The 14,453-nt window shown below is 59.3% G+C and carries 10 protein-coding genes; 5 read left to right on the forward strand and 5 right to left on the reverse strand.

Going from position 1 to position 14,453, the window contains the following annotated elements:
• The first annotated feature begins 157 nt into the window (after positions 1-157).
• The 3 genes from msrB (at position 158) to ACOYXE_RS02300 (ending at position 1,606) form a co-directional block, all read left to right on the forward strand.
• Positions 158-553 carry a peptide-methionine (R)-S-oxide reductase MsrB gene (gene msrB / locus ACOYXE_RS02290; protein WP_160058902.1) on the forward strand — a complete coding sequence of 132 codons (396 nt, stop codon included), beginning with the start codon at positions 158-160 and terminating at the stop codon, positions 551-553.
• A gap of 109 nt (positions 554-662) precedes the next feature.
• The gene (locus tag ACOYXE_RS02295) at positions 663-1,148 is read left to right on the forward strand and encodes a glutathione peroxidase (protein WP_093099714.1); all 486 of its coding nucleotides are present in this window, start codon (positions 663-665) and stop codon (positions 1,146-1,148) included.
• Complete coding sequence (locus ACOYXE_RS02300; protein ID WP_405123134.1) at positions 1,145-1,606, forward strand: MarR family winged helix-turn-helix transcriptional regulator; 462 nt, start codon at positions 1,145-1,147, stop codon at positions 1,604-1,606. Before ACOYXE_RS02295 ends, ACOYXE_RS02300 begins: the two co-directional genes overlap by 4 nt.
• Here ACOYXE_RS02300 and ACOYXE_RS02305 read toward each other — a convergent pair.
• The gene (locus tag ACOYXE_RS02305) at positions 1,590-3,911 is read right to left on the reverse strand and encodes a hybrid sensor histidine kinase/response regulator (protein WP_460927535.1); all 2,322 of its coding nucleotides are present in this window, start codon (positions 3,909-3,911) and stop codon (positions 1,590-1,592) included. The two genes, ACOYXE_RS02300 and ACOYXE_RS02305, sit on opposite strands and share 17 nt — an antisense overlap.
• Before the next feature lie 167 nt (positions 3,912-4,078).
• On the opposite strand from ACOYXE_RS02305, the gene ACOYXE_RS02310 reads away from it, so the two are divergent.
• On the forward strand, positions 4,079-4,969 hold the full coding sequence (locus ACOYXE_RS02310) for an ATP-binding protein (RefSeq protein ID WP_160058899.1): 891 nt from the start codon (positions 4,079-4,081) through the stop codon (positions 4,967-4,969).
• Entirely contained in the window at positions 4,966-5,448 is a 483-nt protein-coding gene (locus ACOYXE_RS02315) for a GAF domain-containing protein (RefSeq protein ID WP_160058898.1), read from the forward strand. Before ACOYXE_RS02310 ends, ACOYXE_RS02315 begins: the two co-directional genes overlap by 4 nt.
• Here ACOYXE_RS02315 and ACOYXE_RS02320 read toward each other — a convergent pair whose 3' ends face one another.
• From ACOYXE_RS02320 to ACOYXE_RS02335, 4 genes are all read right to left on the reverse strand, one after another.
• A complete protein-coding gene (locus tag ACOYXE_RS02320; protein WP_160058897.1) occupies positions 5,449-8,394 on the reverse strand; it encodes an HD domain-containing phosphohydrolase in 2,946 nt (981 codons plus the stop codon).
• A gap of 47 nt (positions 8,395-8,441) precedes the next feature.
• Positions 8,442-12,086: a transporter substrate-binding domain-containing protein gene (locus tag ACOYXE_RS02325; protein ID WP_460927537.1), complete on the reverse strand. Its 3,645-nt coding sequence runs from the start codon at positions 12,084-12,086 to the stop codon at positions 8,442-8,444.
• Between the two features lie 8 nt (positions 12,087-12,094).
• Positions 12,095-12,721 (reverse strand): response regulator transcription factor, encoded by a 627-nt coding sequence (locus ACOYXE_RS02330; protein WP_007908640.1) that lies wholly within the window; start codon positions 12,719-12,721, stop codon positions 12,095-12,097.
• 361 nt (positions 12,722-13,082) lie between these two features.
• Positions 13,083-14,411, reverse strand: coding sequence for a deoxyguanosinetriphosphate triphosphohydrolase (locus ACOYXE_RS02335; RefSeq protein WP_160058895.1), 1,329 nt, complete (start codon positions 14,409-14,411; stop codon positions 13,083-13,085).
• Positions 14,412-14,453 lie beyond the last annotated feature (42 nt).

Here is a 14,453-nt window from a genome sequence, read left to right on the forward strand (position 1 = left end):
TTCACACAGGCGGACGTCTTGAGCCGTGGCTCCCATAATCCGTTTGAATGCGCCCGGTCTGGCTGCCAGACTGGTGCGTGACGAGGCGCAATCATACGTGCCGCCCGATCCGTGGAAAAGGTACAGATCGGGCTTTTTCAGCCGCTGAGGTGTGATGATGGAAAAGTTGGAAAAAACCCTGGAAGAATGGAAAGCCATGCTCGATCCGCAGCAGTACGAGGTTTGCCGCCTCAGTGCCACCGAGCGACCGTTCTCCGGCAAATACAACGCGACCAAAACCGACGGCGTTTATCACTGTGTCTGCTGCAATGAGCCGCTGTTCGATTCCAATACCAAATTCGATTCCGGCTGCGGCTGGCCGAGCTTCTACGCGCCTATTGGCGAAAGCGCGATGACCGAAATCCGTGATACCACTCACGGCATGATCCGCACGGAAGTGAAGTGCGCCCGCTGCGATGCGCATCTGGGCCACGTCTTCCCCGACGGCCCGCCGCCGACAGGCCTGCGTTATTGCATCAATTCGGTTTGCCTGAACCTCGAACCGCGGGCATAAGCGATCAAGGGCGACCTTAGGGTCGCCTTGTTATTCGATAATTAAATTGCACGCAATTTAATTGCTCGCTATGTTTGGCCTTTCCCGACTTTTCTGCGGAGCCCGTCCCATGAGCGACAACCTGCTGAACATCCCCTGCACCACGATCAAAGGCGAGCAAAAGACCCTGGCCGATTTCGCTGGCAAAGCGGTTCTGGTGGTCAACACCGCGAGCAAGTGCGGTTTCACCCCGCAATACAAAGGCCTTGAGGAACTGTGGCAGACCTACAAGGATCAGGGCTTGGTGGTCTTGGGCTTTCCGTGCAATCAGTTTGGCAAACAGGAGCCGGGCAACGAAGGGGCGATCAGCGAATTCTGCGAGCTGAATTTCGGTGTCAGCTTCCCGCTGTTCAAGAAAGTCGAAGTCAACGGCGCCGGCGCTCACCCACTGTTCGTACAGTTGAAGAAACGTGCACCGGGTGTACTCGGTTCTCAAGGTATCAAGTGGAACTTCACCAAATTCCTCATCGGCAAGGACGGCCAATTGGTCAAGCGCTTCGCCCCGGCGACCAAGCCGCAGGACCTGAGCCGCGAGATCGAAGCTCTGCTCAAATGAACAGCCTGCCGGTCGATTCGTTGAAGCTCGACAACCAGTTGTGCTTCAAGCTGTACGCCGCCTCCCGGGCGGTGATTCGTGCCTACAAGCCGATGCTGGATCAGCTCGGTCTGACCTACCCGCAGTACCTGGCGATGCTGGTGCTGTGGGAATGGCAGGACGCCGCGCCGGAGCAACCGACCGTCAAGGCCTTGGGCGAACGGCTGGCGCTGGACTCGGGCACGCTGACGCCGTTGCTCAAGCGTCTGGAGCAATTGCAGTGGGTGCAGCGCCAGCGTTCGACGCGTGACGAACGGGAAGTGCACCTGAGCCTGACACCGGCTGGCCAAGCCTTGCGCGAGCAGGTCGGACCGCTCAAGGCCCGACTGCTGTGCGACAGCGGGGTAGATCTGGATCGCCTCAATGACCTGCGCAGCGGACTCGATCACTTGTTGGGGCAGATCAAAGCGCTGTCGTAGTCGGGATCCACTGATCAAGCAATGCCGCGAGTTCTTCACGGCGGAACGGCTTGGCCAGATAGTCGCTCATGCCGGCCGCACGGCAGCGTTCGCGTTCCTCGGACATGGCGTTGGCGGTCAGAGCGACGATGGGCAGGCTCGGCCAGCGCCCACTCTGACGAATCTGCCGGCTGGCTTCGTAGCCGTCCATCACCGGCATGTTGCAGTCCATCAGTACCAGATCGAATTCGTGATACTCCAACTGATCCAGCGCTTCGGCACCATGGGCGGCGACGATGACCTCACAGCCCAGTTTGCCGAGCATGCCTTTGGCTACCAGTTGATTGACCGGATTGTCCTCGACCAGCAGCACCCGCCCGCGCCTTAGGGTCGGGGATGTTTCAAGTTGCGCATCATTGATGGCGACGATTTCCGGTTGCAGTGTCCGTCGCAGGTTCTGATAGAGCGCGTTGCGCGCCAAGGGCCGTGCCTGTTGTTGCAGAGGGGCGAGCGCGGCCGCTTCTTCGCTGGGCAGAAAGCTGCCGTAGGCGGTCACCAGCAAAATTGGCGCAACGAGCGTTGGGCGCAAGCCGAACAGACACTCCGGACAATCGGTGATCACCACGTCTGGCGTCAGGCCCAGCAGTGAGTCATCGATGGTGCGCTGCTCGTATGTCAGTCCCCACACCGGCAGCAGGCTTTGCAGCAGTTCCGCCAAGCCACTGCTGGCGGCGGTGATGGCGAGGATTTTCCCGTGCAGCGGCGCAGGTGCCAGCGCGCGGGTATGGCAGGGCAAAGGTAGCTCGGCACGGAACTGACTGCCAAACCCGGTCTCGGAACTGATGGTCAGGCGTCCCTGCATCGCTTCGCAGAGGTTGTAGGTCAGCGCCAGTCCCAGTCCGGTGCCGCCGTACTGTCGAGTGATGCCGGCGCCCGCTTGAGTGAACGGCTGGAAGATTTTCAGCTGCGCGTCCTGGGCGATACCGATGCCCGTATCGCAGACTTCGATGCGCACGCCATCCTGGTAGGTCGACAAGCGCACATCCACCCGGCCGAAGCGGGTGAATTTCAGCGCGTTGGACAGCAGATTGCTGACGATCTGCCGGACGCGGGTCGGATCGCCCAGTACCAGTGCCGGGAAGTGCGGGTCGATCAGGCAGGTCAGCTCGACGCTCGGCGCGGCATTCTGCGACAGCAGGTTGGCGGTGTCTTCGATCAATGAACCGAGGTCGAACGGGATGTGCTCGAGCTCCAGTTGCCCGGCATCGAATTTCGACAGGTCGAGAATATCGTTGAGCAACTCGACCAGCACCTTGCCCGAATCGTGAGCGATCGACAGTTGTTGCTGCTGTTCGGCATTCAACGGACCGTCGAGCGACAGCGCGATCATCCCCAGCAGGCCGTTGAGCGGCGTGCGGATCTCATGGCTCATGTTGGCGAGGAACGCCGAGCGCGCCTCGGCCATTTCCAGAGCGGTGCTGCGGGCGACTTCGAGTTCCTGATTGGACTGGCTGAGCCGCGCGTTGATTGCCTTGAGTTCGGCGGTGCGCGCCGAGACGATGTTTTCCAGTTGCCCGAGGTAGTCGGTCAGGCGGTTTTCGGCGTTGCGCCGCTGCTGGATCTCGGTGGCAATGTTCTCGAATTGCTGATTGGCGACTTTGACCAGCACGCCGATTTCATCGTTACCATGGCCGGAAGGGCACTCCAGTGTGGTCGGCTCGGCGCTGCGCGGGTCGCGCCCGCTGAGTTCGCGGATCACCCGCACCAACGGTTTGGTCAGCATCACGTAGAAGAGCGCCAACAGGAGGCCGGTGAGAATCAGGCTGCGGGCGAACCCATTGAGCAGGGTGACCTCGGCCCGGCGCAGGAAACGGCTGCCAAAGGCATAGGTGTCGACTTCAAGGCTCAACACTCCCAGCGATTCATTGGGCAGATGATCCAGATACAGACGATCCTCGAACTGCCGCTTGGCGCCAAACAGGAAGTCGCTGATCACGCGATAGCCGCTTTGCAGTTCCGGGCGTTTGACGCTGGCCAGCACCGTATTGTTGTTGTCGATCAGTTGCGCCGAAATGATCGCCGGTGAGCGCAACAGGCCCAGGGTCAGTTCCTGCGCCAGTTCGGCGTCGATGTTGTAGGCAATCCGTGAGGCCGGGTTATGGCTGATTTCCAGCAAAGACAGGATTTCACGGTTGATGGAGGCGTCTTCGCTGGCATAATCGATGCCGATTTGCAGCAGGCTGAGCAGCGTGCCCAGAATGAACCCGACCAGCACAGTAAGCCTGGCTTGCTTGTAAGACAGCCGGTGGGTGAATTTGATATCCATGGGGTGTTGAACCACTTCCGTTTCCCTTCGCTGCTCAAGCATAGTCGATCATGTATGGATACCGAGGTTCCCGAATCGCCTTGTAACAAGGCTTGGTAGGCTGAATTTTATCTGTGTGTCGTTGCAGCAATCGCCATCATCACTGTGAACGTGCCCGAGGAGAAGACGTGGATTCCCGATTGAATGCTTTTCTTGAACGCGCCGAGTCGGTTCTGGCGCGGATCGAACCGCTGTTGCCGGCACCACGGCCGGTGATCGACTGGAACACTTGTCTGGCTGCACGCTGGCAGCGCGACGGGCGCAGCGGTTACTTGTTGCCGCTGGAAGTCAGCCTCGACATGCGCCTGTCCGACCTGATCGGTGTTGACCGTCAGCTCGAACAACTGGGGCGCAACACCCAGCAATTTCTCGATGGCATGCCGGCCAACCATGCATTGCTCTGGGGCTCGCGTGGTACCGGCAAGTCGTCGCTGGTGCGCGCGTTGCTGGCGGAACACGCCGGCGCAGGCCTGCGCCTGATCGAGATCGAGCGTGACCATCTGGCGGATCTGCCGCGGGTGGTCGAGCAGATCGGCAAACTGCCGCAGCGTTTCGTGCTGTTTTGCGATGACTTGTCGTTCGAATCCGGTGAAGGCGATTATCGCGTGCTCAAAAGCGTGCTCGACGGCTCGCTTGAGCAGGCCCCGGACAACGTTTTGCTGTACGCCACTTCCAACCGTCGTCACCTGGTGCCGGAGAAGGAAAGCGACAACGAAAACTGGAAACGCGTCGACGGCGAACTGCACCCCAGCGAAGCCGTTGAAGACAAGATCGCGTTGTCGGACCGTTTCGGTCTGTGGCTGTCGTTCTATCCGTTTACCCAAGAACACTTCCTCAATGTCGTTGAACACTGGATTGGCCAATTGGCCGCCAAGGCCGGCCTGAGCTGGCAGCGCGACGAAGAACTGGACATCCTTGCCGTGCGTTGGGCCACCGGCCGCGGTAATCGCAACGGACGTTGCGCGTACCAATTCGCCCGTTACTGGGTGGGACTGAAATTGTTGGAGCACAAGGCATGATTGATTTGCAACAAAGCGGCCAGGGCCTCGAAGGCTATGGCATGTTGACCGCACAATTGGAATCGCTGCTGGCGGACGAGCGCGACTTCATCGCTAACGCCGCGCAGTTTTCGGCGTTTCTGTTCAACCAGCTCGATGACCTGAACTGGGCGGGTTTTTACCTCAATCGCAATGAGGAACTGGTGCTTGGCCCGTTCCAGGGGCAGATCGCCTGCGTGCGCATTCCGTTCGGCCGTGGCGTGTGTGGCGCGGCGGCGGCTACCCGGCAAACCCAGCGCGTTGAAGATGTGCACGCCTTCCCGGGGCATATCGCCTGCGACAGCGCTTCGAACAGTGAGCTGGTCGTGCCGTTGGTCAAGGAGGGTCGCCTGATCGGTGTTCTCGACCTCGACAGCCCGAAACTGGCGCGTTTTACCGCGCAGGATCAAGCCGGTATCGAGCAACTGGCAGCGATTTTCCTGCGCCTGACCGACTGCTGATCATGCGGTGAGGCCAGCCTTGTGCAACAGGCTGGCCGGATCGACGCTGTCGATCTGCCCGGGATCGAGAAAGCGTACGGCGTACTGCATGTACACGCCTTCGTTGATGAACAAACCAAACAGCTGTGCATCAATGTGCTCCTCGCGGCACATGGTCGCCATGATCGCCAACGCCTCACCCAAGGTTTTGGCTTTCTTGTACGGGCGGTCGGCCGCGGTCAGCGCTTCGAAGATATCGGCAATCGCCATCATCCGCGCCGGCAGGCTCATGTCTTCACGCTTCAGGCGTTTCGGGTAACCGGTGCCGTCCATTTTTTCATGATGACCGCCGGCGATCTCGGCAATGCTGTCGAGGTGGCCGGGGAAGGGCAGATGGCTGAGCATCATGATCGTCTGCACCATGTGATGATTGATCACATAGCGCTCTTCACGGGTCAGGGTGCCGCGGCTGATACTCAGGTTGTACAGCTCGCCGCGATTGTATTTGTAGCGCGGCACATCCAGCTTGAAGCCCCACGGGTTGTCTTCGGGAATCAACTCGTTCGGGTCGCGCTCGAGCAGGTGCTCGGGCTTGTCCGCCAAAAGCGTTTCACTGACCGGCAAGCTCGGTGCCGGCGTGCGCGACTGACGCCGATTCTCCTCCCATGACACACCCAGCCGGTCATCCAGGGTGCGCATCCAGGTGCGCCCGGCCAGATGATCAAGGCGCTGCAGATCTGCTTCGGCCATCGCTTCACTGCCCAGATTGCAGCGGGCGACAAACGCAAAATCATCGTCCAGCGCCGTCAGCGTGGCGTCGCGCAGCTCGGCCAGTGCGCCCTCGTCGCCGCCCAAGGCCCGTGCCTGCCAGTAGCTGATCCAGGCGTCACGTTTGAGCACTTCGAAACGGGTGCGGATTTCATGAATACGGTCATTGATGGTTTCCAGTTTAGTGGCCTTGTCGACCACGTATTCCGGCGTCGTGACCTTGCCGCAGTCGTGCAGCCACGCGGCAATGTGCAGGGCTTCCCATTCATCCTCGCTCGGTTGGTAGGCACTGAACGCCGGGGCCTGGCTGGCCGCCGCGGCCTGGGCAAGCATCAGTGTCAGCTCCGGCACCCGCTGACAATGCCCGCCGGTATACGGACTCTTGGCGTCGATGGCGCCGGCGAGTAATTGAATAAAGGCGTCGAGCAGTTGCTTCTGACGAGCTTGCAGACGCTGGCTCTCGATGCTCACCGCCGCCGCGCCGGAGACAGCCTGGAGGAACGCGATGCGATCAGGGCGCAGTTTCTCCAGATCGGCTGCCGTGCCACTGTCGTTCACCAGCAGAATCAGCAGACCGATGGTTTCGTCGTGGCGATTGTGCAGGCGGATGCCGATGAGATGGATGCGTGGCGATTGCATCGCCAACAGAACCTTCTGCAGATCCCCGGCTTGATCGACGCCGAAGTTGCTGACCACGTTGTTGGCGCCGACCAATTGTTCAAACCATGCCGGCCCTTTGTTCTGTTGCAGGTCGTGGCCCTGAATGTCGAACGCTTCCAAGGCCTGAGACGTACCATCGATCACCAGTCCGTAAGGCTCCATGCGGCTGCTGTCACTTTCCCGCAGATAGATCAGCCCTGCCTGCGCCTGGGCGATCTGCACCGTTTCGAACAGCACCCGTTGCAGCAGCGGGGCGAAGCGGGTTTCGGCGCCGAGGGTGTCGGTGATCCGGAAGAAGCTCGCCAGGGTGTCCTTCATCCGCGCCATCGACACGCTCAACTGGTCGACTTCAAGCACTGGCGAGCGACGTGCCAGCGGAAAATTGAAATCGAAACTGCGGATCGCGTCCGCTTCCTTGACCAGCGCATGCAGCGGCTTGACCAGTATCCGCGAAATCACCCAACCCAGCGGCAGGCACAACAGCAGGGTCGCGAGGGTGATCAGCGCGCCTTGCCAGCGTAAACGGTAGGCATCAATCAATAATTCATCTTCCGGCACCAGCAGCGCCAACTGCAAACCTTTCGGGCCGCCCTCCTGAATACTGCTGCGGGCGACGATCCACTGGCGACCATCGGCTTCCAGGCGATTACCCGTGGCTGCACCGGACAACAGCGCATGCAAGCCCGGACTCAGATCCGCCGCTTTGGCCAGTGAGGCCGTGCTGCCGTCGATGATCAGGCGCTCGCTGTCGGGATAGGCCACGGCGTTGCCGTCGGCATCGAACAGGGCAATCTCGGTGGAGGCTGTGACGACATGTTTGCTCAGCGCAGCCGACAGGGCGACCAGCGTCAGGTCCGCGCCGATCACGGCGTTCTCGCCGCTGCGCCGGGCCAAGGTCGTGCCGACGTTGTGCGTGGAAAAAAACACGTAGGGTTCGGTGGTGATTTGTTCGTTTTGCTGGCGAGCATCGTTGAACCACGCGCGGCTACGCGGATCGTAGCGGTCATCGGAGTTGTCCTGACGGCTGATCGGCGTCAGTGCCTGATCGAAGAACAGTGACTGCGAGTGCGCCGCGCCCTGCGGGTCGTGCTCGATACTCCAGACCTGGTACGCCGCCGCATCCGGGGCCTTGAGCAGCGTCTTCAAAGCGGCGCTGCGCAACGGCCGCACCATGAAAAAATCGCCATTGGCATAACCCAGGTACAGCGAGGCCAGATTCGGGTTGTCGACGAGCGACTGGCTGAACGGTCGGAGCAAGGGCAAGCGTTGTTCGAGGCGAGCGGCCTGAGTGGCGGGGTTTTCGGCCAGCAAACTCAGCAGGTGGCGGATCGGCTGATAGGTGGCGGACATGTCCAGCCGAATGTCCTGTTCGATCCGCTCGAACAGCTTCTCGCTGCTCGACAGGATGATCTGGGTGGTCTGGCGGTAATTGAACAGTCCCAGCACGACCCCGGTAAGCAGCAAGAGGAAGGTGAACATGACGCTGATGTGCACGTGCAGCGGAAACCGGCGTTGCTCCGGGCGCAGTGGGCTGGGCATTTCTGGCTCTCCATGATGGTTAACTCACTGCTCAGCGCCAAGCATAGTTAAGGCAAGCTCATTGTGCTTTGATCCGACACCGCCAATTGTTGCTGCAAGGCTTGCTCAAGATCGAGCATCGCCCGGTTGCTCGCTTCGCAACAGCGGGCGATCTCGTCTGTCGACATGACCTCGGCGCAGGCCTGCTCAAGGGCATCGCAACACTCGATCACGCGTGATGCCTGAGCGATACGCGCGGCTCCCTTGATCTTGTGAGCGACCACCGCCAGCGCCCCGCGATCATGTTCAGGCGACAGCGCGAGCAGTTCCTGACGATCGAGGCGGCTGCTTTTGAGCAGCTCGGCCAGCAGGCGGCGAGCTTGAGCAGGGTTGCCTCCGGTCAGCATGTTCATGTTCTGCAGGTTGAAGGCTGGTGGTGCAAACGTCGGCGTGATGCCATCGACCCACTGGCTGAGCAGGCTCAGGCTCAAGGGCTTGAACAGGCAATCGTTCATGCCGGCCTGTTTGCAGCGCTGGATTTCCTCCGGCTGTGCATTGGCTGTGAAGCCCAGTACGGTGCAGGGTGGGCAGCGTGTCTGAAGTTCATGCTGGCGAATGGCGCGAGTCAATTCGTAGCCATTCATCAACGGCATGTTGCAGTCGACGATCACCAGGTCGAAATGGCCGGCCTTCCACAGTTCCAGGCCACTGCAGCCGTTCTCGGCAATGCTGAATTGATGGCCGAGAAACTCCAGTTGCTGACACATCAGCAAGCGATTGGCCGGGTGGTCATCCACCACCAGCACACGCAGGGGAGAGCAGGATGTCTTGATCGCAGGTTCACTTTTGATCGTATTCACCTGTATCGGCAGTGTTTCCAGGGCCAGTGAGAGGCAGACCTGGGTACCGATGCCCGGCTGACTGCTTAATTGCAGTTGTCCACCCATCATTTCGCACAGGTTGCGACTGATCACCAGCCCCAGGCCGGCACCGCTTCTGCCTTGTTGACTGCTGTTTTCGGTCTGGGCAAACGGTTCGAACAAGCGTTGCTGATCCTCCGCACTGATGCCGACACCGCTGTCCTGCACGGTCAGTTGCAGCAAGGCGCGGGCGGGCGCATCGGTGTTCATGAGATCGAGGGTAATGCGCACATGGCCTTGTTCGGTGAATTTGATCGCATTGCTGACCAGATTCGACAGCACCTGTTTGAAACGCAAAGGGTCCAGATACACATCGACGGCCAGATCCGGCGGATTGAAGATGACTTGCAGGGAGAGATTCTTCTGCCGCGCGAGACCGTCGAAGATCCTCGCCACTGACGTCACGGTGTCGACCAGATTGACCCGTTCCGGGCAAAGACTCAGGCGTCCGGATTCGATCCGCGCGATATCGAGAATGTCACCGATCAACCCCAGCAGATCCTTGGCCGAATGATAGGCCGTGTCGATTGATGAGCGATCCGGATGTTGTTGATCCATGCGTTTGAGCGTCAGTTCGAGCATGCCGATCACGGCATTCATTGGCGTACGGATTTCGTGACTCATGGTCGCCAGAAACGTGCTTTTCGCCCGGTTGGCATCATCTGCCTGTTCTTTGGCCGTGCGCAGTTCCTCGAACAACTGACGGCGGTCGCTGATGTCGATCCAGCCGCCGATGATGCCTTGCACATCACCGCTGGAGTCACGGTACGGCAGTATCCAGTGATAGATCGTCAGACGTCGGTTACCGATGTGCAAAGGCCGGTCGACGACCATCGGTGTGCCTTCGGCGACGACGCGTTGATAGTCGGCCTGAAAAGCCTGAGCCTCGAAGGCGTTGCTCAAGGTGCCCTCGATGACGCTTTTGCCGATGACGTCTTCGCGTTTGGCATTGAACGCTTCGAGGTAGCTTTCATTGCAGCTTTGCAGCAGACCTTGGCGGTCGCGCACATAAATCGGATGCGGCGTGCCGTCGACCAGTGAACGCATGAATTCGAACTGGTCGTTCAGCGCGCGCTCGGCGGCCTGGCGTTGTTTGATCTGGTGACGCATATAGGCGTTCCAGGCCAAAAGCAGCAGCAGTAGCAGGCAAGCGCCGACGATCACTTGATAAAACAGGCGCTGGTAGTTGTGCCAGATGTTTTGAGACGCCGTGGAATAACCGCGCCAGCGGCCATTGATCACGCCCAGCTCATCGGGGGCGATGCTCAACAATGCTTTGTTGATGATCGACGTCAGCTCGGTGTTGTCTCGAGCGGTTGCCAGCGAAAATGCCGCCTGGCCGGTGCCGATGGTGGTGGTGATCTGCAGCGCTTGATTAAAGATCCGCGAAGAAATGAAGTAGTTGGCAATCACCAGTGAGTTCACCGCGCCGTCGACATGCCCTTCTGCGAGCAGCGACACCGCGCTGAAGGTGTCCGCGGTTTCGATCAACTGGATGCGCGGGTACTCTCGGCGCAGGTATTCGACCATCGGATTGCCTTGGGCAATCGCCAGTTGCTTGTCTTTGAGCTGGCCCAGATTGGTCGGGCCGTCGGCACTCTTGCGGGTCAGCAGAACGTAGGAATTTTCCAGATAGGGACGACTGAAGTTGAGGGTTTTTTCGCGCTCCGCTGTTGGCAACAATGCTGCGATCAGATCGGCTTGATGGCGGTCTATCTGCTGGATCATTTCCGCGTCATTGCGGCTGCGCCGGATCTCGAAACGCAGGCCGGTGCGTAGGCGGATCAGTTCGAGCAGGTCGGCACTGATGCCGCGAAAATTGCCGTCGTTGTCAAAGAATGTCAGGGGCGCGAACGCTTCATTCACGACCACGCTGACCACCGGATGCTGTTTGAGCCACACCTCTTCGCGCTGGGTCAGTTGCATTTTTCGGTCAGTGAGCAACAGATCGCTGCCGGCGCTCCAGCGCTTGGCAATATTGTCGCGTTCGCTGGCAGGCACTGCCTTGAGTACGGTGTCGACGATGTCGAGCAACTGTGGGTTGTTGCGGCGCACGGCGAAGCTGAACCCCTGGGCTTCCTGCTTGCCGAAATTGGCCATGCGCACATTGTTCAGGTAACCCTTGTTGATCATGTAATGAGTCGACAGGGTATCGCCGAGAAACACATCGGCCTGATCAAACGCGACGGCGTTGATCGCGTTCTGGTAGGAGGGGTAGCAAGTAATGAGCGCCTTGGGATACAGCGCCTTGACTTCGGGTAACGGCAAATAGTGATAGACCATGCTCAGCCGCAGCCCGGCCAGGTCTTCGGTGAGTGAGCGGGTTTCGTCTTCGCGGGTGACCAACACCGGCAGGTCGATGGCATAGGGGGTCGACAGCGCCAGATTGGCATTGCTCGCTTCGAACCCGTTCGCGGTACCCAGCAGGTCGACCTGGCCATCGACCAGTGCCCGAATCGCCGCATCCCGGGAAGGAAAGCGCTGCACCCGGACAGGTAGACCGGTGGCCTGGCCAAGGAGTCCGGCGTAGTCGGCTGTCAGCCCTTCGTAATCCTTGCCACTGACCGTCATGTCAAACGGCGGGTAGTCAGGCGCCGAGGTGCCCAGAACCAGTTCGCTACGTGCACGCATCCAGTGCCGCTGGGACTCATCGAACGTGATCGATACCGGCTCGTTTGCCGACCTGCTGAGCAAGGCATAGTCCGGTGAAGTGCCGGGCATGGCGAACACATTGGCGCTCAGGTAAAGACCTGCACTCAACGCAATTAGATAGTCCTTCAAACGGCTGGGCATGCGGGCTCTCACACGAGTGCGTTTCGTTTGGCCATCTCGATAAGTTCTACAAGGGATTTGGCCTTGAGTTTCTGCATCAGTCGTTTTTTATAAGTGCTGACGGTTTTATTACTTAGAAACATGCCCTTGGCGATCTCTTTGTTAGTGCGGCCTTGGGCGAACAATTGCAGAACCATCAGCTCGCGATCATTGACGGATTTGAACAGTTCCAGTTCGGCAAAACGGATATCGTCACTGCGAACCGGATTCAATGCCTGGCTGGGGAAATAGTTGTAACCGGAAAGTACTGCCTTGATTGCACTGACCAGTTCACTCAGGTCCTCCTGTTTGCAGACATAACCAGATGCGCCGGATTGCATGCAGCGAATGCCGAACAGTGTCGGACACTGCGCCGTCAGAATCAGGATTTTCAACGGCGAGCCCATGGCGTTGAAGCGGGCCAATACTTCCAGGCCATCCAGCTTGGGAATACTCACATCGAGAATGACCAGATCGGGCATGCACTCGCGCACCATTTGCATGGCATCGACTCCGTTATCGGTTTCACCGACGACCTTGTAACCTTCATGCTCCAGCAGCATTCGAACGGCGAGACGGATGACCGGGTGATCGTCGACAATAAAAACGGAGTTCATAATCAAATCCCATGCAAGCACGAATAAAGCGCGCACCTTAGCTCAGTTGAATGAGCACTCGCATGAAGTGACATGGCTCTAGTCACGTTATCGGATTAATCCTACAACCAATAAGGAAGCGGACTACGTTCAAACTAGGTTTGACGTAAGGAGGAGCAGAATTTGAAGAGGCTTATAGTTTGACTTGATTGATTTGCAAGTACTGGCTGTAAAGGGCTTTTTGTAGATGTTTAAACTTGCTTAATTGCCGCTTGGTCATTGTGGGTTTTCAGACCTGTCAGTCGCTCGTAAAAATCCGTGGGTCGACGATGGGGGGCTGCATGCGGGTGGCCAAAACTATCGCCGCCCGCATGCGATGGGGTCAGTGGCTGGAGCGGCCGGTCATTTCCAGCGCCATGTCGCTGGCGTAGCTGTCGGTCATGCCGGCAATGAAATCGATCATGCGCAGAAACGACGTGTGTAACGAACCCCGAGGATCCGGCGCGTTACTGCCCAGCAGATCGAGAATACGCCGGCTCTTGAACGACGGCGTACGCCCGTTGTGTTGTTCCAGCGCGGCACCGCAGAACGAATTGAGCAAGATCTCCAGCGTCGTATAGGCGCCGATTTCATGCAGGGTTTTGCGTTTGTCCTGAAAGATTTTCTTGCGGGCGATGTCCTTGGCATTCAGCACGCAACGCTTGGCCGGGCCGTGCATGTGCTCCACCAGATCGCCGTGCAGCGTGCCGGCGAGCAGTGCATCTTGTTGCTCGACAAAAGCCCGCGCCGCAGCGTTGGTCAAATGCTCGATGGCCTTGCCGCGCAGGATCGCCAGTTTGCGTCGACGCGAATCCTGTGGGCCGAGCTGACGATAGGTTTCCGGCAGATCATCACCCACTAGCCCGAGCAGCAGGGATTCGACTTCGGCGTATTCCAGTAGCTCCATTTCGAGGCCGTCTTCGAGGTCGATCAGCGCGTAGCAGATGTCGTCGGCGGCCTCCATCAGATACACCAACGGATGACGCGCCCAACGCTGGTCTTCGATTTGCGGCAGGCCCAGTTTGTGGGCGATCTGCTCAAGCAGCGGGAGTTCGCTCTGATAGCAGCCGAATTTGTGTTTCTTGTAACCCAGGGAGTCGGCGTGACGCGCGGTCCACGGGTATTTCAGGTAGGTGCCGAGGGTGGCGTAGGTCAGCCGTGTACCGCCGTCGAACTGGTGATACTCCAGCTGAGTCAGTACGCGAAAGCCCTGGGCATTGCCTTCGAAGTTGAGGAAGTCAGCGCGTTCGGCTTCACTCATGCCGTCCAGCCAGCCACGCCCGGCGGCCTGCTGGAACCAGTGGCGAATGGCATCTTCACCGGAATGGCCGAACGGCGGATTACCGATGTCGTGAGCCAGACACGCCGACTGCACGACCATGCCGAGGTCGGCCGGGTCGCACCATTCGGGCAAGGCACTGCGCAGGGTTTCGCCCACCCGCATACCCAGCGAACGGCCGACGCAACTGACTTCCAGCGAATGGGTCAGGCGTGTGTGAATGTGGTCGTTGCTGGTGACCGGGTGCACCTGGGTCTTGCGTCCGAGGCGGCGGAAGGCACCGGAGAAAATAATGCGGTCATGGTCTTTGTGGAAAGGGCTGCGGCCAAGTTCTTGCGGGCTGTGCAGCGGCTTGCCGAGGCGTTCGCGGTTGAGCAGGGTTTGCCAATCCAAGGCTGATTCTCTCCGTCAGGTGGCTGGGGGCGTTGGCCCCTA

This window comes from Pseudomonas sp. MC6 (genome assembly GCF_054790575.1).